This window comes from Providencia sp. PROV004 (assembly GCF_011045615.1).
Taxonomy (GTDB): domain Bacteria; phylum Pseudomonadota; class Gammaproteobacteria; order Enterobacterales; family Enterobacteriaceae; genus Providencia; species Providencia rettgeri.
On record NZ_CP042859.1, the window covers coordinates 4,513,987 to 4,535,727 of the forward strand.

A 21,741-nucleotide genomic window follows, 5' to 3' on the forward strand; every position below is an offset into this window, starting at 1 on the left:
GAATATTGAGATGAATAATCAACACGTTCTCGTTACTGGTGGTCTTGGCTACATTGGTAGCCATACCTGTGTACAGATGATCCAGCAAGGGATGCAGCCGGTTATTTTAGATAACTTGCATAATGCTAACCTTGAAGTGCTTAACCGTATTGAAGCTATCACAGGTGTTAAGCCGGTCTTTTACCAAGGTGATGTGCGTGATCGCCAAATTTTAGCGTCCATTTTTGCTAATCATCAAATTCATTCCGTCATTCACTTTGCTGGGTTAAAAGCCGTTGGTGAGTCAGTGCAGAAACCGATTGAATACTATGATGTTAACGTCAATGGCACACTGGTATTAGTGGAAAGCATGAAAAAAGCCGGTGTTAAAAGCCTGATTTTTAGTTCATCGGCAACCGTTTATGGCGACCCTGAAGAAGTACCATTAACAGAAAATTCCAAAGTCGGTGGGACCACCAACCCATATGGAACCAGTAAGTATATGGTTGAGCGTATCCTTTCGGATTTATATACTGCGGAAGATGATTGGTCACTAACATTGCTGCGTTACTTTAACCCTGTTGGCGCACACCCATCCGGAACCATGGGGGAAGACCCGCAAGGTATTCCAAATAATTTGGCACCGTTTGTTTCACAAGTCGCTGTAGGCCGCCGCCCACAAGTCATGGTATTTGGTAATGATTACCCAACACCGGATGGCACTGGCGTTCGTGATTATATTCACGTGATGGATTTGGCCGATGGCCATATTGCCGCACTGAATAAAGTTAGCCAACAAGCAGGATTACATGTTTACAATCTTGGTACAGGAACTGGCACAAGTGTGCTGGAAATTATTACTGCTTTTGAAAAAGCAGCAGGCAAGCCAATTAAATATGAGATTGTAGCAAGACGCCCCGGTGATATTGCGGAATGCTGGTCTAGCCCAGAAAAAGCGTTGAAAGATTTAAACTGGAAGGCGCAGTATTCTATTCAAGATATGGTGAATGATAGCTGGCGTTGGCAGTCCATGAACCCTAATGGTTATAATAGCTAACCTCAACGAGTTATTTCAGAGACGAGCCTTTATGGCTCGTTTTTTGTTTTCAGGGTTCAAATAATTTTTACAGTACAAATAAAAGTTCCACATGAAAACAAACCCATTTGCGCGTAAACTCTTCCCATCATTTCTTATCAAAAATATCAGCTTAACGTTATGCCACACATTGTTTTATTCGAACCAGAAATACCGCCAAATACTGGCAATATCATTCGTCTTTGTGCCAATACTGGCTTTGATTTGCATCTTATTCACCCTCTTGGGTTTACATGGGATGATAAACGCTTACGCCGTGCAGGGTTGGACTATAGCGAATTTGCCGATATCAAGCACCACCATGATTATTTTACTTTTTTAAAAAGTGAAGGGCTAAACCCGGATAATAACCAATCTGAAAGTGGGGCTCGCGTGTTTGCCTTAACCACTAAAGGTAAACCAAGCCACAGCAATGTCAGCTACCAACAAAATGACTATTTGATGTTTGGCCCTGAAACTCGCGGCTTACCGCCTTATGTGCTAGATAACATGCCAATGGAGCAGAAAATTCGTATTCCTATGTTGGCAGACAGCCGCAGTATGAATTTATCCAACTCTGTGGCAGTGGTTGTGTTTGAAGCATGGAGGCAATTGGGGTATTCAGGGGCGCTGCTAAAGGACTAGACTATAAAAGGAGCTCAGTTTGAGTTCCTTTAGTTTGAATCAATAAAAAAATGCTCTCCACCAATTAATGGGATCAACCTTGCGAGCACACTATCAAGAACCCCCTCATCAGCAACTACCCCAAACTTCATACTTCTATCTTTCCAAGATAGTGTTTGAATAAGGTTTGCCGCAGCAACACACGGAGTATCAAGATTATTTATCCCTACTTCTGTTATGTGCCCTCTAATGCTTGTGCTAATAGGACAACAAATTACCAAGCCTGATTTTTTATTATATTCCACACTGGATAAAACGAGTGCAGGCCGATATTTTCCTATTTCTTTTCCTTTCGTTGGGTCAAAATCTAACCAAATAATATCATTTCGCCTTGGTATGTAACTTTTACTCATTCACCAATTTCCATATCATTAATTTGAGCAAGTTCATCTGAATGACTATTATATTCATTCATATTGTCAAGCAAATAAGCTTCAGAAAACATCCTTATCTTCTTTTTGGGAGAAAGAACCAAATTACCGTTATTAACAGAAATATCAAGACGTTGACCAACCTCAATACCTAATTGTTTTAAGATAGCTGATGGGATAACAATGCCTTGGCTATTTCCCCATTTTTTTATAGCAACGCTCATTTCTCTTACCCCATACTTATTTTTGAGTATATTAGTTTCTCAATGTATAAACATTGTATAACTTCATTGAGGTTAAAGCAAATTTTTGGTCGATTTATATACAAATGAAGGAAATCAAAAATGAAAACGATCGAACTAGAACCCTCACAACTCAAATCCCATCCCCATCTTCAAAACCCCAAATACTGCCATTAAAGTTTTGATCCATTTCTAAGGACGGTTTATCACTGGTGGGTTTGCCGACAATACGTGCGGGAACCCCTGCCACTGTGGTGTGCGGTGGAACGGGATGAAGCACAACTGAACCTGCACCAATTTTTGCGCCGCGGCCAATTTCAATATTGCCTAGAATTTTTGCCCCTGCACCAATCATCACCCCTTCCCTCACTTTCGGGTGGCGGTCACCACAGGTTTTCCCGGTACCACCGAGTGTGACGGATTGTAGGATTGATACATCATTTTCGACAATGGCAGTTTCCCCAATCACGATGCCAGTTGCGTGATCAAGCATGATGCCACAACCAATACGGGCGGCTGGGTGGATGTCGACCCCAAATGAAACGGAAATTTGATTTTGCAGGTAAACCGCCAGCGCTTGGCGGCCTTCTTTCCACAGCCAATTACCGATGCGATAGGCTTGCAAGGCATGGAAACCTTTCAAATACAATAATGGAGTGGAATATTTATCAACGGCAGGGTCACGTAGGCGAACCGCGGCTAAGTCCATTGCTGCAGAGAAAATCATGCCTTCGTCATTGCGATAAGCTTCTTCAACAATTTCACGCACTTCAAGCGCTGGCATAATCGGCGAGCTCAGTTTATTGGCTAGCATATAGCTGAGCGCACTGCCTAAATTGTCGTGCTTTAACAATGTCGCGTTAAAAAAGCTGGCGAGGAGTGGTTCGCAGTCCGCAAGAGACTTCGCTTCATCTTTAATGAAACCCCAAATTCTATCCAGTTCTTCACGCGACATAATCACTCACCTATCTATTTTTATTAATCATGCAGCTTTGGCATATCGGCAATTTCATCTTTCGTCGCACGCCCTAGTAGTGCTTGCGCCGCCTCTAACACATTTTTATGGCGGTAAAGGATTTGATAAATTTGCTCAGTAATTGGCATTTCAACACCTGCCCGCTCAGCTAGTGCGCGAACTTCCTTGGTATTACGATAGCCTTCAACGACTTGGCCAATCTCTTTTTCTGCATCTTCAACGCTAACGCCATCACCTAGCATCATGCCAAAACGGCGGTTACGGGATTGGTTATCTGTACACGTTAACACAAGGTCACCTAAGCCTGCCATACCCATAAAAGTTGCAGGGTCTGCTCCCAAAGCTGCACCTAAACGGCTCATTTCAGCTAAACCGCGGGTAATCAATGCAGTACGTGCATTCGCACCAAAGCCCATGCCATCAGAAATACCTGCACCAATAGCAATCACGTTTTTTACTGCACCGCCCAGTTGCACCCCAACCATATCCGGGTTCTTATAGACGCGAAAGCTCTTGCCGCAATGGAATAACTTTTGTAAGTCATCACCAAATTGGCTATCGCTTGCGGCAACAGAAATTGCTGTTGGTAAACCTGCGGCGAGCTCTTTTGCAAACGTTGGACCGGACAACACAGCCAGAGGAATTTCATTACCTAATACCTCACGTGCCACTTCTTGCAACAAACGGCCAGTATCCCTTTCTAAGCCTTTAGTCGCCCAAATAATACGGGAGTCTGCGCGTAAGTATGGCTGGATTTGCTTTAGTACATCACCAAAAACATGGCTCGGTACCACAATCAAGATATTAGGGCTCGCCTCAACGGCGCATTTTAAGTCCGTTTCGAGAGATAAACTATCAGGAAAAGAAACGCCAGGCAAAAACGCCTGATTGCTGCGATCTTGTTCTAATTGATGAATGTGTTTTGGGTCATGGCCCCATAACACAACCTGATGTGCATTACGTGCAAGCGTAATGGCTAAAGCGGTGCCGTACGAGCCGGCACCGATCACTGTCATTGAAGCAGTATTCATTAAGCGTCCTGTTGAGCTTCTGAGTTCTGCGCTTGTTCACCTTGTTGCTGCTGTAAATAGTTCATGAACAGTGCATCAAAGTTAACTGGCGCTAAGTTCAATTGTGGGAATGTACCACGGCCCACTAAGCTAGTGATTGCTTCACGTGCATATGGGAACAGGATGTTCGGGCAATATGCACCTAAGCAATGTGCCATTTGAGTACCTTCAATACCTTCGATAGAGAAAACACCCGCTTGCTGGACTTCACACAGGAAAGCGGTTTCTTCACCTAAAGTTGCAGTCGTTGTGACGCGTAAAACAACTTCATAAACACCTTCAGACAGCTGAGTTGAAGAAGTATCTAAATCTAATTTAATTTCTGGCTGCCACTCGTGTTGAAAGATGTGTGGTGCATTAGGTGCTTCAAATGAAACGTCTTTTGCATAAATGCGTTGAATTTGAAAAACCATTTCTGAGTTGTTTTGTTCTGACATAGTTTATGTACCTTTAACTTCCATATGAATTTTCCCTGTCATTCTTTGAGCTACAGGGGTGTTCGCTGCATTGCGCTACCCAAGTCACATAATGCGAATATAACTTGGGAGCAAATACATGCTGGATAACTACTTCTTACCACGAGCTAGCGGAAGGTTTTCACCTGCCCAGCCAGAGATCCCTTCTTTCAGGACAAAGACTTTTTCAAAACCGTGTTGTGCCAGCTGTTCAGCAGGTTTACCTGATTCCATACCACTCGCAGAAACGATAATCACTGGTTTCTGTTTGTGTTTTTCTAATTCACCTAAATTATTCTCTTTAATTTCAGACGGTGTTAAGTTAATAGAATCAATAATGTGCCCTTTACGGAAATCATCGCGAGAACGTAAATCGACAACAACCGCCTCTTCTTTATTAATCAGTGTAATCGCTTGTGAACGAGCAATCACTTTCGTTTTAGAGAAAAGGCCTTTAAAGGTCATAACAACCACAGCAACTAATAGCGCTATCCAAACCAGACTCAATAACATGTTCCGGCTTACAAATTGCATGATTTCTTGGATCATGGGGGGCAATCACTCCCGTTAGTTAAAAACGAATATCAAAGGGTTCTGAGTATACCTTTGTGTTGAGCTAATTACAGCCAATTCCCGCAAACTAGCTTATTTTTTTTGCGCTAAGGCACGCAAAATTAACACCGTTCAGTGAAAAATCGCTTTTCTGTTTCGAAGCGGTACGCAAATATTTTATCATAAACGTGCGAAACAGGTCTAAATCGTGCTTCAAATAGGCAGTGAATAAGAAAAAAGTATTGAATACTGGCTATACAAAATAAATCAGTGATAATAAAACTGTGTTATTTGACTTAATATAGTTCTGATTCAGGGCAAAAGTCCGAATTTATAAATGTTTTCAATACTATTTGTTAGACAGTGCTGGAAACCATCACTTGCAGATGAAATAATCAGTTATTGCATTTAATTGAGGTGATTTATCACGATGGCCAATACACATCATCGAATGAAAATTTCATTTATTCGTCAGGCTATTAGCGCTCTCTTTGGGTTAGGGTTGCTTGCGCTCGCCCCAACACAAACTGTGTTTGCCAACCAGATCACTGAAAATAAAGGGCAATTACATGATTTACTCAAAAGTATTGCTGAAAAAGAAAAAAGCGTAAAAGAACAACAAGCCAAGCGCTCAGCACTGCTTGAACAACTTAAACAACAAGAGCAAAGCATTTCCGCCGCAGGGCGTAGCCTGCATGAAACTCAAAATCAGCTAAAACAATTAGATAAAGAAATTGTTTCCTTAAATAGCAATATCAAGCAGCTACAAACCAAAAAACAACAACAAGAAAAATTATTAGCTGACCAACTAGACGCTGCCTTCCGGTTAGGTAAACACCAAGGGTTAACCCTCATGTTCAAAGGTGAAGAAGGCCAGCGAGAAGAACGTATTTTGGCCTATTACAGCTATTTAAATCAAGCGCGTGAAAAAAACATTGCCGCATTAGAAGAAACCACTAAAGAGCTACAAGAACAAAAACAACTCGAACAAAAAAAACAAGCCGAACAAAAAACAACGCTGGCTCGCCAGCAACAAGAAAAACGAAAGTTGGATAATGCACGTGCTTCACGGCAAAAAACCTTAAATGCCCTTGAAAGTACATTAAAAGAAGACCAAAAAAATCTTGCTGTTCTAAAACAAAACGAAGCGAGATTACGCGACAAAATTGCTCGCGCCGAACGTGAAGCTAAGGCCAGAGCAGAGCGAGAGGCCAAAGAAGCCGCACGTATTCGCGCACAAGTCGCTGAAAAAGAGCGCCAAGCCAAACAAAAAGGCTCAACCTATAAACCGTCAGAGAGTGAACGTTCTCTGATGTCCCGTACTGGCGGTTTAGGGCGCCCTGCTGGGCAAGCTATTTGGCCAGTTCGCGGCTCATTGCTTCATAACTACGGTGATGTCATTTCCAGCGAACTGCGTTGGAAAGGCATGGTTATCGCCGCTAATGAAGGAACGCAAGTCAAAGCCATCGCTGATGGGCGTGTGTTACTGGCTGACTGGTTGCAAGGCTATGGGCTCGTTGTCGTCGTTGAACACGGTAAAGGGGATATGAGCCTGTATGGTTATAACCAAAGTGCCTTAGTGAATGTTGGCCAAGAGGTTAGAGCGGGCCAACCTATCGCCTTAGTGGGTAGCAGTGGCGGCCAAGAACGTCCTGCCCTCTATTTTGAAATTCGCAGACAAGGTAAAACCGTGAACCCTCGTCCATGGTTAGGACGATAAATTTTAAATTCAATTAATTAGGATAACATTATGTTGAAGCACTTTCCCTTTCGGCCACTCATTCTCTTCTCATTATTGATGATGTGTCTACCGGTGAGTGCTGCAAAATTAGCGATTGTGATTGACGATTTCGGATATCGCGTCAAGGAAGATAACCAAATTTTAGCCTTATCCCCAGCGGTGACTATTGCCATTTTGCCAAGCTCACCTCATGGCCGTGAAGTCGCAGAAAAAGCGCATCAGCAAGGACGTGATATTCTCATTCACATGCCAATGAAACCATTGAGCAAGCAACCATTAGAGAAAGACACATTGGCCCCATCGATGAGTGCAGAGGAAATTGACCGTATTATTAAAAATGCGATAAGCCGGGTTCCCTATGCAAAAGGTATGAATAACCATATGGGAAGTGAGATGACGTCTAACTTGGCAGGAATGCGCCATGTGATGCACAGCCTGTCAAAGTCAAACTTGTTTTTCCTCGATAGCGTGACTATTGGCAATACTCAAGCAGGTAATGCTGCCAAAGAGTACAGCGTTCCCACGTTACGTCGCCATATTTTTATTGATAACCACCAATCGGAAGAAGAAACCCGCACTCAGTTGAATAAAGCCGTTGCTTACGCGCGTAAACACGGCAGTGCAGTTGCCATTGGCCATCCGCACCCATCTACCGTTCGAGCCTTGCAAAAATACCTTGCCCAACTTCCTGCTGATGTTGAATTAGTTGCCGTTAGTACTCTGCTGAGCCCTCAATCTAAAACTAAACAACCAACATCATTAAGAATGTTATCTGAAGAAGCGAAGAAGGCACAGCCTCAGTCCGAACAACCAATGCAAAATGAAATAAAAACAGCGCCAACCGAAGAAGCTGTCATCGGGCAACCTGAGACCGTTAGCCAACCAGAAAATGTGATTATTCCGCAAGAGCTCGGTATATGTGAGTTTACATTACCAACCTCTAAGCGACAGGGAATTGATTTTATTATGTTTGTTGTTGAGAGTATTTATAACGATAAGGCTTTACAACCCCTGCTGGTTTCGGGCGATAAAGCGCAAAAACGCCCGCTTTTCAAGCAACAGCAGTAAGCCATTTGTATTCCCCCTTCTTAGTGCAAAAGCCAAGAAGGGGACTGGATATGATAAAAATTTAATCCCAGTTTAAAATCACTTTACCAGATTGGCCTGAACGCATGATATCAAAGCCTTTTTGGAACTCATCAATGGGGAATTGATGAGTGATAATTGGTGATAAATCTAAACCAGATTGAATGAGTGTCGCCATTTTGTACCATGTTTCGAACATTTCTCGGCCGTAGATCCCTTTAATAAATAACCCTTTAAAGATCACTTGGCTCCAATCCGTTGCCATTGAGGCAGGAGGAATCCCTAATAGGGCGATTCTGCCACCGTGGTTCATGGTGTCTAACATGGTCTGAAAAGCGGCTGGAGCACCAGAAACTTCTAATGCAACATCAAAACCTTCTTTCATTCCCAATTCGTTCATCACGTCTTTTAAATTTTCACGACTGACGTTCACGGCACGGGAAACCCCCATTTTTTTCGCGAGTTCAAGTCGATAATCATTCACATCCGTGATAACAACATGTCGTGCTCCCACATGTCGGCACACTGCGGCTGCCATGATGCCAATAGGCCCAGCGCCGGAAACCAGCACATCTTCCCCCACTAAATCAAAGGAAAGTGCCGTATGAACTGCGTTACCAAATGGGTCAAAAATCGCCGCTATTTCATCAGGAATGTTATCGGGAATTTTAAAAGCATTAAATGCGGGGATCACCAAATATTCAGCAAAACACCCTTCTCGGTTAACCCCAACTCCAATTGTATTGCGGCAAAGATGGGTACGCCCGCCGCGACAATTTCGACAATGGCCACAAGTAATATGCCCTTCCCCTGACACTCGGTCACCAATTTTAAAGCCTTTGACTTCCTGCCCAATTGCAACAATTTCCCCTATATACTCATGACCGACAACCATTGGAACAGGAATAGTTTTTTGTGACCATTCATCCCAGTTATAGATATGTACATCCGTACCACAAATCGCAGTTTTACGAATTTTGATCATCACATCATTGTGCCCGAGTTCCGGTTTCGGAACATCCGTCATCCATATACCTGGTTCAGCTTTCAGTTTGGACAGTGCTTTCATAAAAGACCTTTTATTTGATTATTTTTAATTTTCTACCAATGCGGGTGAATGCATCAACAGCGTGTAAAATATCCTCCTCACTATGCGCTGCAGACATCTGAGTGCGAATACGTGCCAGACCTTGCGGTACAACAGGATAGAAAAAGCCCGTGACATAAATACCTTCATCAAGTAACTCTTCTGCAAAAATTTGGGCAAGTTTAGCTTCACCTAACATGACTGGGATGATGGCATGGTCTGCTCCAGCCAAGGTGAAACCCGCTGCTGTCATTTTTTCCCTAAATAACACAGCATTACGCCATAACTTCTCACGTAATGAATGACCTTCTTTCATCATATCGATCACTTTGATAGATGCGGCTACAATTGCAGGAGCGAGTGAGTTCGAAAATAAATAAGGGCGAGAACGCTGACGCAGCCATTCAACGACCTCTTTTTTCGCTGCCGTATAACCACCGGATGCACCGCCGAGGGCTTTACCTAATGTCCCCGTGATAATATCGATACGCCCCATTACATCGCAATACTCATGGCTACCACGGCCATTTTCCCCAACAAAACCAACAGCATGTGAATCATCCACCATCACCAATGCTTGGTATTCGTCGGCAAGGTCACAAATGGATTTTAAATCCGCGATAACACCATCCATCGAGAACACACCATCTGTGGCAATCAAAATATGGCGAGCCCCTGCTGTTTTGGCTTCCTCTAAACGTGCTTTTAATTCCACCATATTGTTATTGCTGTAACGGTAGCGTTTAGCCTTACTTAACCTAACCCCATCAATAATTGATGCATGATTTAATGCATCTGAAATAATGGCATCTTCCGGCCCTAATAAGGTTTCAAACAGCCCACCATTTGCATCAAAACAGGATGAGTAAAGGATCGCATCTTCCATACCCAGAAAATCCGCCAATTTGCGCTCTAAAATTTTGTGGCTGTCTTGCGTTCCACAAATAAAGCGCACAGACGCCATCCCAAAACCATGGCTATCCATTCCTTGTTTAGCGGCCTCGATGAGTTCGGGGTGGTTTGCAAGACCAAGATAATTGTTAGCACAGAAATTAATAACTCGCTGGCCACCTGCAATTTCAATGTCAGCATCTTGTGAAGTCGTAATAATGCGTTCGTTTTTAAATAACCCGTCGGCTTCAATTTGTACCAATTGCTCTTGAATCTGCTGATAAAATCTTTCTGACATGATTTCTTCCTGTAAAGTGACTATTAATTGAGTTTAATAATAGTCTCTACACGTAGCGATATTCACAGCATAAATAAGTTAAGTTTGTAGCCAAGATCACGATATTTCCCTTGTTCTCATTTAAGTGTTAGCTCAATTCTCTTCTATCAATGCTACCGTCAGCGCCAAGAGATGTTATTATAGTCACCAATTACGATCCTATTTTCTTAACCCATTTGAGGTATACCCAATGATCATAGTCACTGGCGGAGCTGGTTTTATTGGCAGCAATATTATTAAAGCCCTAAATGCAATCGGCCGTACAGATATCCTAGTCGTTGATAATCTGAAAGACGGGACTAAATTCGCTAACCTTGTTGACCTTGATATTGCGGATTATGCAGATAAAGAAGATTTTATTGGCAGTATCATTGCGGGTGATGATTTCGGCGATGTCGATGCGGTATTCCATGAAGGTGCTTGCTCGTCAACCACGGAGTGGGATGGCAAGTATATGATGGACAATAACTATCAGTATTCGAAAGAGTTACTGCACTATTGTTTGGATCGCGAAATCCCATTCTTGTACGCTTCTTCCGCAGCAACCTATGGTGGTCGTAGCGATAATTTTATTGAAGAACGCCAATTTGAAAAACCATTAAATGTCTATGGTTATTCGAAATTCCAATTTGACCAATATGTGCGTGAAATCCTGCCTGAAGCTAACTCACAAATCTGTGGTTTCCGCTATTTCAATGTCTATGGGCCGAATGAAGACCATAAAGGCAGCATGGCAAGCGTTGCTTATCACTTAAATAAACAAATCAATGAAGGGCAAAGTCCAAAACTGTTCGAGGGGAGCGATACTTTCCGCCGTGACTTTATTTATGTGGGTGATGTGGCTGCGGTAAACTTATGGTTCTGGGAAAATAATGTTTCAGGTATTTTTAACTGCGGAACAGGACGTGCGGAATCTTTCCAAGCTGTTGCTGATGCAGTCACTGAATTCCACAAAGATAAAAATGTGGCTATCGAATACATTGAATTCCCTGAAAAATTAAAAGGTCGCTACCAAAGCTTCACACAAGCTGACCTCACTAAGCTACGTGCCGCCGGTTATACCGCACCATTTAAAACGGTTGCAGAAGGTGTCACCGAATATATGCATTTGCTCAATAAAGACGCGTAACGCTTATTTCTGAAAAATTATTTATGAAAATATTGGTGATCGGCCCTTCATGGGTAGGGGATATGATGATGTCACAAAGCCTTTATCGTACGATCAAGGCGTTGCATCCCCATGCACAGATTGATGTGATGGCACCACAATGGTGTCGTCCTTTACTCGCCAAAATGCCCGAGGTTAACGAAGCCATTCCTATGCCTCTCGGACATGGTGCTTTGGAAATTGGGGAACGTCGTCGATTAGGTAAGAGTTTGCGGGTAAATGGCTATGATCAAGCTATTGTGTTACCAAATTCCTTAAAGTCTGCATTTGTGCCTTTCTTTGCAAACATCCCCAAAAGAACAGGGTGGCGTGGAGAAATGCGCTATGGCCTACTCAATGATATTCGTCCACTAAATAAAGAAGCTTTTCCTTTAATGGTGCAAAGATATGTTGCTCTTGCTTATGATAAGCAAACTATTAAATCAGCTTCCGATATTCCGACACCCATTTTACCGCCTAAACTAGTGACGGTGCCGCAAGAAGTTACTGAAACCCTGCAAACCTTTGGGGTTGATGGTTCTCGCCCTATTATTGGTTTTTGCCCTGGCGCAGAGTTCGGCCCCGCCAAACGTTGGCCCCATTATCACTACGCCTCTCTTGCTCAAACACTGATTAGCCAAAAAGGCTATCAAGTACTGCTATTTGGTTCACAAAAAGACCACGAGGCAGGTGAAGCCATTCGTCTAGAGCTGGCCGATGATGCGAAATTACATTGCCATAATTTTTCAGGTAAAACATCTTTAGAACAAGCCGTTAATCTAATCGATGCCTGTAATGCAGTTGTCAGTAATGACTCTGGTTTGATGCATGTCGCGGCAGCGCTAGGTAAACCTCTTGTCGCCTTGTATGGCCCAAGTAGCCCTGATTTTACCCCACCATTATCAGATAAAGCAGAAGTGATCCGCCTAATTACGGGGTATCACAAAGTGCGTAAAGGTGACGGTGAAAGTGGTTATCACCAAAGTTTGATTGATATCCAACCTCAATTAGTTATCGATGCGTTAGCTCGGTTAAATATAGGTATTGAATGATGCGAGTATTATTAGTCAAGACATCTTCAATGGGGGATGTTTTACACTCATTACCTGCACTGACCGATGCACAGCAAGCCATATCGGGTATTCAATTCGATTGGGTCGTTGAGGAAGGCTTCGCGCAAATTCCAACATGGCACAGTGCCGTTAACCAAGTGATCCCTGTGGCCATTCGCCGCTGGCGAAAAAGTTGGTTTTCTGCGCCGATCAGAGCCGAACGTGCCGAATTTCGCAAGAAATTACAAGCAACTCATTATGACGCAATCATTGATGCGCAAGGGTTATTGAAGAGTGCCTTTCTTGTCACCCGCTTAGCGCATGGTGATAAACATGGCTATGACCGCCATAGTATTCGCGAACCATTAGCCAGCTTCTTTTATGACCATCGTTACGCAATCAGCAAGCAACAACACGCCGTTGAACGTATTCGCCAGTTATTTGCCAAAAGTCTTGGTTACACCTGCCCAACACAACAAGGCGATTACGCGATTGCTCGACACTTTTTGCAGTCTGCAGAAGAGCATCAAAGCCCTTATGTCATTTTTTTGCATTCAACTACCCGTGATGACAAACATTGGCCTGAAGAAAATTGGCGAGAACTTATTGGACTGATGGCTGAAAGTGGTATCAAAATCAAATTGCCCTGGGGAGCACCTCATGAGCAGCAACGTGCAGAACGATTAGCAAAAGGCTTTGATTTTGTTGAGGTCTTACCTAAACTCACGTTAGCTGAAGTTGCACAGCAAATTGCAAACGCTAAAGCGGTGGTTTCTGTCGATACTGGGCTTAGCCATTTAACAGCGGCACTTGATAAACCTAATTTTACCCTGTTTGGCCCCACCGACCCCGGCTTGATTGGGGGATATGGGCAAAGGCAGCATGAATTAATATCAGCAAATAAAATAATGGCCGATATCAATCCAAAAGAAGTTTATTCACAACTAGTCAGTTTATTTTGAGATATCTACTGTTATAAAATTCACGGCATGTTGAGCAAGCGCCGACTCAAGCCGCTGATAACCGTTATCCATACTAGCGAAGCGTAAAGTATAGTTTTTTACCGCATCACTTGAACTTAAAATAAATTGAGTAGTACTAAAAAAACCATAAATTTCAACGAAATACCCACGTTCAATCAGATCTATTATGATATCTTCCGCTGATTGACGTGAATTTATATATTCAATATCTGAAAAGTAATTAGTTAAATCTCTGGGATGAGGGATATAATATTGTATCTCTCTATTTATTATGAAGTTATCTAACTGAGACAATAGTGCCGGGACATCATTGCTAATCTCACCATAAACTGTACCTAAAAGAATAGATACCTTATTGCGTTGTTCTACCTTTTGAGGGCAATTAATAAAGGGAATATACTCCGTATTATCTCTTTGCTGTTTAAAAATTGTATAGTGTAACTCAGCATTTTTAATTAAATCATATTCATGAAGATGCCTACCCTGAAAATAATGCGTCAATTTTTTATATAATGAAGGTTTTGCCACTCGTCTTTCGTTAAGCAAGTTAAAGGCACCATCATCAAATGTACGAATTCTTTGGTAGGCTATTTTAGAAAGGATATGATGTACTAGCGTAACATCAACATTTGCTAGGTAGACACAATCATAATTTTTAGTCGGAAGAATTTTTACAACATCTTTAGCGTGCAAGTCTCTTTTAAATGTTTTAAAAGGCTTTTGTGGATTAAATTCATTCAAATCGTATAAACAAACAACACACTTATTGTTGATGTACTTCTCTAAAAAAAACTGATTTTTTGTATTATTCAAATCACCTAAAAATAAGACAACTGAATCTTTATTTTCTTTTTTTTCTAATAGCTTGCCTACTATTCTTAGCTGTAAAATAGTCATACAAATGAATAACTGCATCATTTTCCCCTACCTATTATTTTGTGACATTTTAACATAGAACCTTTGATGCAAGTAGAGAGGTCTATACATTCTAATGCTGTTCAGCTAGTACTATAGAAAATAAAACAAAATTAAAGCATTTAAAATAAAAGTAGGTACATACAAAATATATACCTACTTATTCAATTACTGAGGCGCAATAAACCCAAAGCACATGGTTTCAGGGGCGGCATCCGGTTCAGAACGATAAATCACATCTTCTTTTTCTATCGTAAATTGTGGCCAGAACTTACGTACCTTGGCAAAGTTTTCATGGGCACAATCATCATATTTCTTGCCCAGCAATAATGCACCATGTTGACGAATTTCGGCTTCAGTAATATCACGGTTGTACACATTTGGCGGCATATGTTTTTCCATTGACCAGGGTTGGATCACATGCGGTCTATCCTTGCCATAAATAATAAACCATTGATATTGGTTATCTTCTCCACCAACATATTTAACTGGCGTGCCATATCGCTGATACCAACGCTGTTCCCCGTCTGCTATCAAGGTTTTTACGCCAATAAATTTTTGCCCTGCTCCACGGATATTCGCTGCCTGAACCGTGATATAACCAACCACGACTAAAACACCAAAAATGGCAAAACCAACCAATGACTTCTTAAACGGTTTTCTTGGCATCACGGTTATTGAGCCAACAAATAAAGGCGCACTAATAGCCATAAATGGCTGCAACCATTCAGTTATTCGACCACCATCGTGGAAAGAGAACCAGCCGTATATCACAACCAGTGGAAAAAGAAGGATAAAGTTAGCCATGCGGTTAGGCAACGCTTTAGGCCACCCTAACTTTCCGCCACTGCAATAAACAATAATCGCAGCAATCACTAACGGATAAAACACGCTAAGTGCGGCTTGTGTGGTATGAAGATTAAACCCAGGGTCGATTTGTGAATCTACCCATTTGAACGCCGAAAAGTCCGTTGCCATCAACCAAAAGAAATTTGGCAATACCAAAGCAAACCATAAAGCAATCGCAAGGTAAAAAACAGGATGACGATAACTTTGACGAACTTGTTTTACGAATAGGGTCAATAAGAAAACAGACCCAACTAGCGCCAAGGTTGAGTATTTACCCATAGTTGCAAGACCCGCAAATAAGGCAAACGGTAACCACCATGCAGGGTTATCATCAACAGCACGTAAAAAGAAATAGATAACCCAAGGCCATAATGTCACTAAAATATAGTTATCATTATAAGGAATGATATCGAAATTAATGACACCAGATAAATTCAACATTAGCATTGCAAACCAAGCGAAATCACGACGCCCAGTCAAACGAAAGGTTAGCTTCCACACCCCAAGTAAACCAAATGCAATACCGACAAAATGGCTAAAATACCAATAAAAGCTGTAGGAGATATCAAGGTAAATTGCAGGCCACATCATGACGCCAACAAACCATGGGTTTTTAGGTGATCCCCACTCCCCATTCATTCCCCAGTTCACTGCTTCTACTGTGTCATAAGGTACGGTTGGGTCGAAATAAAAACTCGCTAAGATCCAAACTATGGCATAGCTTATGACCCATAAATAAACATATTTATTTGAAATTGATTGATTAGTGGCTGGCATATAGTCTTAAAAAGATAAGCAAAAGTTCCAACATTCCATTTGGATACTACCCTAATAGTAATAAACCAAATCGAATGACTCTATAATAAACGAGGCAGTCTACTATAGTTTAAATGCAATACTAGGATGTGCCATAAAATATTCGCAATTCATTGCTGTAATGTTCAAGTTAATACTCAAAAAAAGACATTACTTAGCTTTATTGCTCTCTCGGGGGTAAATAGGGTTGTAACAGTTTTAATAATCGTTGAAGAGCGCCTTGGTTCTCATGAAGAACCTCAGCGGCATGGCGCCCATAATATAACCGGTAATCTTCATCAGAAAGTAAACTTGTCACGGCTTGAGCCATTGATTCACTGTCTGTCACCGTAATTAAGCCATCTGCTTGAGTTAGTTTTCCACAAATATCTTTGAAATTAAATGTGTGAGGCCCCATTAACACAGGTAGCGCATGAGCTGCCGCTTCGAGCGGGTTATGCCCTCCAGTTTCTACCAAGCTTCCCCCGACAAAAGCAATGTCTGCAATTCCATATAACAGCATCAGTTCACCCATGGTATCACCAATCACCACTTGAACCTCTGCGGAAGGAATCGTATTCGCACTGCGACGAATAAAGGTTAAACCGGCTTTTTGAGTTAGTTCTTCTGCTTTGGCAAAGCGTTCTGGGTGACGAGGGACTAAAATTAACAATAAATCAGGAAAACGAGATAATAATTTTTGATGTGTTTCTAAGACAATCGCTTCTTCACCCTCGTGAGTGCTGGTCGCTATCCAGACTGGGCGATGCGCCGCCCATTGTCGGCGTAAAGTTATTGCCCTGACAGCTAATTCAGGCGTCACAGAGATATCAAACTTCAGGCTCCCCGTGACACTCAATTGCATTCGCCGCAACCCTAATTGAACGAAACGTTCACCATCTTCCTGATGCTGTGCTGCGACCATGGTGACATTACGAAGCATTCGTTTCACAAAGCTGCCTAGCTTTTGATACCCTGCAGCAGAGCGCTCAGAAAGTCTTGCATTTGCAATAACCAATGGAATTTTACGTTTATGCAACTGGTTAATCATATTTGGCCATAGCTCAGTTTCCATAATGATCACAAGTTTTGGGTCGACTTGTTTCAGGAAGCGGTGCATAGAGCCAGGAAGGTCATAAGGTAAATAAACGTGGTCGACATCATCACCAAATGCAGAAAGAACACGCTCTGAGCCCGTTGGTGTCATCGTGGTTACTGTAATTGGCAAAGACGGATAATGATGGCGAAGTGCGCGGACTAGTGGAACGGCTGCGAGGGTTTCCCCGACAGAAACTGAATGTAATAAAATACCTTGAGGTTTTACTTTTCCCGCACAAAAGCCATATCGTTCACCCCAGCGTTTACGATAGGCAGGCGCTTTACGGCTGCGCAGCAATAGGCGAACCCATATAAATGGTTGGATAAGATAAAGAAGTACCTGATATAGACGCAGCAATAACATTCGATCTGATTCACTTACCAAAATTGGCGCTATCTTACCATAAAGCTCAAATAAAAGTGTGTAGAATATGCACCTAAAAATAGCAGTAAAATCTCATCTACAGTTGCAACCCTACTAGATAGCCGATAATGTTAACGCTTATTCATGCTATTTTTTCGAATAGATAATACAAACAACGAGATACTATCATCATGATACACAAGGCTATTTACCCTGGTACGTTCGACCCAGTAACATCAGGACATGTTGATATTGTTACCCGAGCAGCAGCAATGTTTGACCATGTCCTGTTGGCTATTGCTAATAGCCAACGAAAAAACCCGATGTTTTCCCTTGATGAGCGCGTAGCCCTTGCTAAAGAAGTAACTTCTCACCTTGATAATGTTGAAGTTGTTGGGTTTTCTGAGCTTATGGCTAATTTTGCGCAAAAAAATGGCGCAAATATTCTTATTCGGGGCGTTCGTTCTGTGGCTGATTTCGAATATGAGTGGCAATTAGCGAATATGAACCGCCATTTTGTTCCTGACTTGGAAACCGTATTTTTATTACCATCGCAGAGTTTATCCTTTGTTTCCTCTTCTTTAATCAAGGATGTTGCACTTCACGATGGTGATATTTCGTCTTTCCTACCCCCAGTGGTTGCTGAGGCAATGCTAAAGAAACTCAATAAAAAATAGCAAGGTTTCGCTATTTTTGACATTGCGGACAAAAGAAGGTGCTACGTTGCCCCTGTTTAATGCTTTCGATTGGCGTACCACACATTGAGCAGGGTTCACCTTTTTTTCCATAGACAAACAATTCTTGGGCAAAGTAACCCGGTTTACCATCCGACTGTAAAAAATCTTTCAGTGTCGTACCGCCTTGTTCAATAGAGCGCTGTAACACCTTTTTGATCTGCAACACTAGTTCAGTAATTTCAGCTAACGTTAAGGTATTTGTGATTTTTTCAGGTGATATTTTTGTTGCAAATAATGCTTCGTTAGCATAAATATTGCCTACACCAACAACGACTTTGTTATCCATTAACCATGGCTTAATTGCCACTTTTTTCTTTTGCGCTAATTCATAAAGATATTGCGGGTTAAAGGCGTCTGATAATGGCTCAGGCCCTAAGTGTGCAAGTACCGAACTGTTTTCTAAATCATCACACCAGAGCCAAGCGCCAAACCGGCGAGGATCCGTATAGCGTAATACCTTGCCATCTCGCATGACTAAATCCACGTGGTCATGTTTTTCTTCAGGCAATTCTTCGGTCAGAATACGCACACTACCAGACATTCCCAAGTGAACAATAATCCAGCCTTTTTGTAGCTCAATCAGCAAATACTTAGCGCGACGTTGAACACTCAAAACCGCTTCATCTGATAAACTTTTAATTTGTTCACTAACTGGCCAACGTAAACGACCGTTACGTACAATGGCGTAAGAGATTGTATTACCGACTAAATGTGGCTCTATTCCACGACGACTGGTCTCAACTTCTGGTAGTTCTGGCATTTTTTGTATCCATATTTCTCCAATACGACACACAGTATGATATATCTACTCCAACAAGCAACTGGTTATGGTATAAAATGAACCTATTAGATGAATGAACGAATGGATTTCTTTTATAAACAAAAGTTATTCTGGAGTGTTTACATTTAAACGGCTTTCCCGCATGATAAATGGATCATGCTTTATGTATGCTTATTTATAATGTGTAGACATAAATAATGTAATAAATAAAAAGGCCAATTTGTGAGTATAAACAATAAAATAACCCAACAACTTCCTTTTATATTATTGTTTTTTGTAACTTTAGGGATGTTCACCAATGATACCCAGGGTGTATTAAACATTTCTGTTGTTTTACTTTTTTTATATACTATTTACTACATCTTTAAATATAAAATAAATATTAAAGATGACCTTTTTACGTTAATTAAAAAAAGAAAAATACTTTTTTTATTTGGTGGTTGGGGCTTATTCTGCGCCGTATTTTTTACCTATTCTAGCTTCACTCTAGAAGCCATAAAAGCATTCTTTGATGACTGGCGTTATATTATAATTATCTCCCTATTTTTAATCGTTTTCAAAAGTGAAATACCAAAATCAAGAAAAACCATTATTTATGCTTTGATAAGCACCCTTGCTTTTACTATATTTATCATTCCAATATTAAAACAATTTAAAAACAGTGAGTTACCTCTTTATCTGCAACTGAGATATGGGTTTGCTCACTACATGGCATTACTATTTCCATTTACCTTTAGTGCTGTTTTTTTCTTTAAACAAAATACGCTTAAATTACTAATGCTATTCCTCTGCGCCTGTGCATTTTTATTCTTACTCTATACTGGAAGCCGTGGTGCTGTACTCGCGGTTTTCGTTGAATCTACCATTATTTTGTTTTTATTTTCAAATAATTACAAAAAATTCCTGATTAACATTGTTAGCTTTGGTGCATTAGCCGCTGCTATTATGTTTACTTCTTATCATTATATTCCACAAGTTAAAAATAAAATAAACCAGTCATTATATTCTCAAAATTTAACATCTCACCGTGATAAGATTATTGAGACGCGTTTCCCCATTTTTACCCAAAGCGTTTCTTATCAGCTAACTGGCGTTGGCTACGGCTCTGTCGCATATAACCAATTTTTGCTTGATAATAAAGCACCTACAAACCAAGGCGGCATGGGCTATTCAAAGAAAAAAAAGGAATCCTTCTACAATAATGATGAACCATTTTTCTTAAATATTACTTATAACATCGGTTTTATAGGCTTAGCCTTATTTCTAATAGCATTTTTCGTTAATATGAGAGATCTATTAAGAGATATCAAAAAGGAAAAAAATATCCTCAATATTGGGATTTTCGTATCATCAATTGGGTATTTTTTAGTTTATTGCTTATTTGAATTTATCTTTATAGATATATTTATTTTATACAATATATTAACAGCTATTTTAATAAAAAAAGTACTATCTAAATAGCTTATTTAGGTAGAAGCTTTTTTATTAAATATCTAATACTGGTTAGTAAAAACCCCAGATAATCTCCATTTTTTCTCAAGTGTGCTTTTTTCCTAGACAGTTGTTTATAGCCCGCAGGTTTTAGTAATGGGACGTTTTTCCATGGAGAATTCCCCCTAGCACGCTCAAAATAAACACATTCTTTATAAAATTTTGCCCACTCATGAAATGGCTTAGTTAAGCCAACAAAATGAACAAATACAACCTCATCCTGAATTTTCGGGATTTGTGTTTTATTTGCGATATGCCAATCTAAAGAGAACATAAAGTTAAAATTTTCACTAATATTAACAACTTTATCATTTAATAATATATTTAATGCATCTTGGTCAGGATGTGTAAAATCATTTTCACCTACTAATTCAATAACTTGGTTGGGAATATCACATGTAACTAAATGCTTAATAGACATATATAAAAAACCAGAATTAAAATACTTTGACATATCCATTGGTAATGAATTTTTATGACTTCTAAATTTATCGTTAACTGCATACAGGTAGGTACTTTCATTAAATTCTAATGAGTCTAAATAAGATAAATTACCTTTACAAATAATATCCGCATCTAAATACAATAATTTATCAATTCCCTTAGTGGATAAGTAAGAAATAATAATTAATCTGAAATAAATGGCTGAACTCCACCCTTTTGATGGAAGTGGTAAGGAATTAAATTTTTTATTATCAATAAGATATATGGTTAGCCTATGTTGTGTACACTCAATAAGCTCATAAAACAGTTTTTCATCCTTCAAATTATCGACAAAAAGATGAAAATGGAAATAGCCTTCATGATTATTCACTATAACAGAGGAAATCGATGTACCTACACCGTATAGAAAATTTTCATCGACCCCATATGAAATATGAAAAAACTGTTCATCAGCAATGTTAGTATTTGAGTTTATTTCTATTTTTGATTTTACCATCTCATTACTTAACATTTTATGGTTCCTATCCCTAACGTTTTAA

22 protein-coding genes are annotated in these 21,741 nt (G+C 40.6%); 9 read left to right on the forward strand and 13 right to left on the reverse strand.

The annotated features are described in order from the left end of the window. Positions 1–10: 10 nt before the first annotated feature. Together galE and trmL are read left to right on the forward strand one after the other, a co-directional pair. Entirely contained in the window at positions 11–1,036 is a 1,026-nt protein-coding gene (gene galE, locus FVA69_RS20915) for a UDP-glucose 4-epimerase GalE (protein WP_109912517.1), read from the forward strand. A gap of 159 nt (positions 1,037–1,195) precedes the next feature. Continuing rightward, on the forward strand, positions 1,196–1,699 hold the full coding sequence (trmL, locus tag FVA69_RS20920) for a tRNA (uridine(34)/cytosine(34)/5-carboxymethylaminomethyluridine(34)-2'-O)-methyltransferase TrmL (protein ID WP_109912518.1): 504 nt from the start codon (positions 1,196–1,198) through the stop codon (positions 1,697–1,699). A 29-nt stretch (positions 1,700–1,728) separates the two neighbouring features. Here the strand turns inward: trmL and FVA69_RS20925 are convergent, their stop codons facing one another. The 6 genes from FVA69_RS20925 to FVA69_RS20950 form a co-directional block, all read right to left on the reverse strand. Continuing rightward, positions 1,729–2,091, reverse strand: coding sequence for a type II toxin-antitoxin system PemK/MazF family toxin (locus tag FVA69_RS20925; RefSeq protein WP_004906953.1), 363 nt, complete (start codon positions 2,089–2,091; stop codon positions 1,729–1,731). Continuing rightward, complete coding sequence (locus FVA69_RS20930) at positions 2,088–2,333, reverse strand: AbrB/MazE/SpoVT family DNA-binding domain-containing protein (RefSeq protein ID WP_004906951.1); 246 nt, start codon at positions 2,331–2,333, stop codon at positions 2,088–2,090. The genes FVA69_RS20925 and FVA69_RS20930 overlap by 4 nt, the downstream gene beginning before the upstream one ends. Positions 2,334–2,484: 151 nt before the next feature. Beyond that, positions 2,485–3,306 carry a serine O-acetyltransferase gene (cysE, locus tag FVA69_RS20935; RefSeq protein WP_004906950.1) on the reverse strand — a complete coding sequence of 274 codons (822 nt, stop codon included), beginning with the start codon at positions 3,304–3,306 and terminating at the stop codon, positions 2,485–2,487. Positions 3,307–3,329: 23 nt separating this feature from the next. Next, positions 3,330–4,358: an NAD(P)H-dependent glycerol-3-phosphate dehydrogenase gene (gene gpsA, locus FVA69_RS20940; RefSeq protein WP_004906948.1), complete on the reverse strand. Its 1,029-nt coding sequence runs from the start codon at positions 4,356–4,358 to the stop codon at positions 3,330–3,332. Further along, positions 4,358–4,834: a protein-export chaperone SecB gene (secB, locus tag FVA69_RS20945; RefSeq protein WP_004906947.1), complete on the reverse strand. Its 477-nt coding sequence runs from the start codon at positions 4,832–4,834 to the stop codon at positions 4,358–4,360. The genes gpsA and secB overlap by 1 nt, the downstream gene beginning before the upstream one ends. 129 nt (positions 4,835–4,963) lie before the next feature. Further along, positions 4,964–5,401, reverse strand: a complete 438-nt coding sequence (locus FVA69_RS20950) for a rhodanese-like domain-containing protein (RefSeq protein WP_004265159.1) — start codon at positions 5,399–5,401, stop codon at positions 4,964–4,966. Positions 5,402–5,834: 433 nt separating this feature from the next. Here FVA69_RS20950 and envC point away from each other — a divergent pair, with 433 nt between their 5' ends. Together envC and FVA69_RS20960 are read left to right on the forward strand one after the other, a co-directional pair. Beyond that, positions 5,835–7,124, forward strand: coding sequence for a murein hydrolase activator EnvC (envC, locus tag FVA69_RS20955; RefSeq protein WP_115168198.1), 1,290 nt, complete (start codon positions 5,835–5,837; stop codon positions 7,122–7,124). A gap of 30 nt (positions 7,125–7,154) precedes the next feature. Next, positions 7,155–8,213: a divergent polysaccharide deacetylase family protein gene (locus FVA69_RS20960; protein ID WP_004906939.1), complete on the forward strand. Its 1,059-nt coding sequence runs from the start codon at positions 7,155–7,157 to the stop codon at positions 8,211–8,213. A gap of 61 nt (positions 8,214–8,274) precedes the next feature. Here the strand turns inward: FVA69_RS20960 and tdh are convergent, their stop codons facing one another. Together tdh and FVA69_RS20970 are read right to left on the reverse strand one after the other, a co-directional pair. Further along, positions 8,275–9,300, reverse strand: coding sequence for an L-threonine 3-dehydrogenase (gene tdh / locus FVA69_RS20965; RefSeq protein ID WP_004906937.1), 1,026 nt, complete (start codon positions 9,298–9,300; stop codon positions 8,275–8,277). A gap of 10 nt (positions 9,301–9,310) precedes the next feature. Then, complete coding sequence (locus FVA69_RS20970; RefSeq protein ID WP_109912521.1) at positions 9,311–10,507, reverse strand: glycine C-acetyltransferase; 1,197 nt, start codon at positions 10,505–10,507, stop codon at positions 9,311–9,313. Positions 10,508–10,736: 229 nt separating this feature from the next. Between FVA69_RS20970 and rfaD the strand changes: the two genes are divergently transcribed. Genes rfaD through rfaC form a run of 3 tightly spaced genes read left to right on the forward strand, consistent with a single transcriptional unit; the run spans position 10,737 to position 13,707 of the window. Continuing rightward, positions 10,737–11,675 (forward strand): ADP-glyceromanno-heptose 6-epimerase, encoded by a 939-nt coding sequence (rfaD, locus tag FVA69_RS20975; RefSeq protein ID WP_004906933.1) that lies wholly within the window; start codon positions 10,737–10,739, stop codon positions 11,673–11,675. Between the two features lie 23 nt (positions 11,676–11,698). Beyond that, positions 11,699–12,745, forward strand: coding sequence for an ADP-heptose--LPS heptosyltransferase RfaF (rfaF, locus tag FVA69_RS20980; RefSeq protein WP_109912522.1), 1,047 nt, complete (start codon positions 11,699–11,701; stop codon positions 12,743–12,745). After that, the gene (gene rfaC / locus FVA69_RS20985) at positions 12,745–13,707 is read left to right on the forward strand and encodes a lipopolysaccharide heptosyltransferase RfaC (RefSeq protein WP_164529384.1); all 963 of its coding nucleotides are present in this window, start codon (positions 12,745–12,747) and stop codon (positions 13,705–13,707) included. Before rfaF ends, rfaC begins: the two co-directional genes overlap by 1 nt. Here rfaC and FVA69_RS20990 read toward each other — a convergent pair. From FVA69_RS20990 to waaA, 3 genes are all read right to left on the reverse strand, one after another. Continuing rightward, the gene (locus FVA69_RS20990) at positions 13,699–14,646 is read right to left on the reverse strand and encodes a glycosyltransferase family 52 (RefSeq protein ID WP_164529293.1); all 948 of its coding nucleotides are present in this window, start codon (positions 14,644–14,646) and stop codon (positions 13,699–13,701) included. The genes rfaC and FVA69_RS20990 overlap by 9 nt on opposite strands. A gap of 165 nt (positions 14,647–14,811) precedes the next feature. Continuing rightward, complete coding sequence (locus FVA69_RS20995; protein ID WP_164529294.1) at positions 14,812–16,269, reverse strand: glycosyltransferase family 39 protein; 1,458 nt, start codon at positions 16,267–16,269, stop codon at positions 14,812–14,814. Between the two features lie 199 nt (positions 16,270–16,468). Continuing rightward, complete coding sequence (gene waaA / locus FVA69_RS21000) at positions 16,469–17,749, reverse strand: lipid IV(A) 3-deoxy-D-manno-octulosonic acid transferase (RefSeq protein ID WP_004906923.1); 1,281 nt, start codon at positions 17,747–17,749, stop codon at positions 16,469–16,471. 191 nt (positions 17,750–17,940) lie between these two features. Here waaA and coaD point away from each other — a divergent pair, with 191 nt between their 5' ends. After that, positions 17,941–18,426, forward strand: coding sequence for a pantetheine-phosphate adenylyltransferase (gene coaD, locus FVA69_RS21005; protein WP_004906920.1), 486 nt, complete (start codon positions 17,941–17,943; stop codon positions 18,424–18,426). Positions 18,427–18,436: 10 nt separating this feature from the next. On the opposite strand, the gene mutM is transcribed toward coaD, so the two are convergent. Then, entirely contained in the window at positions 18,437–19,246 is an 810-nt protein-coding gene (gene mutM, locus FVA69_RS21010) for a bifunctional DNA-formamidopyrimidine glycosylase/DNA-(apurinic or apyrimidinic site) lyase (protein ID WP_004906918.1), read from the reverse strand. 243 nt (positions 19,247–19,489) lie between these two features. Here mutM and FVA69_RS21015 point away from each other — a divergent pair, with 243 nt between their 5' ends. After that, positions 19,490–20,728, forward strand: a complete 1,239-nt coding sequence (locus FVA69_RS21015) for an O-antigen ligase family protein (RefSeq protein WP_164529295.1) — start codon at positions 19,490–19,492, stop codon at positions 20,726–20,728. Between the two features lies 1 nt (position 20,729). Here the strand turns inward: FVA69_RS21015 and FVA69_RS21020 are convergent, their stop codons facing one another. Next, entirely contained in the window at positions 20,730–21,713 is a 984-nt protein-coding gene (locus FVA69_RS21020; RefSeq protein WP_164529296.1) for a glycosyltransferase, read from the reverse strand. Positions 21,714–21,741: the final 28 nt, after the last annotated feature.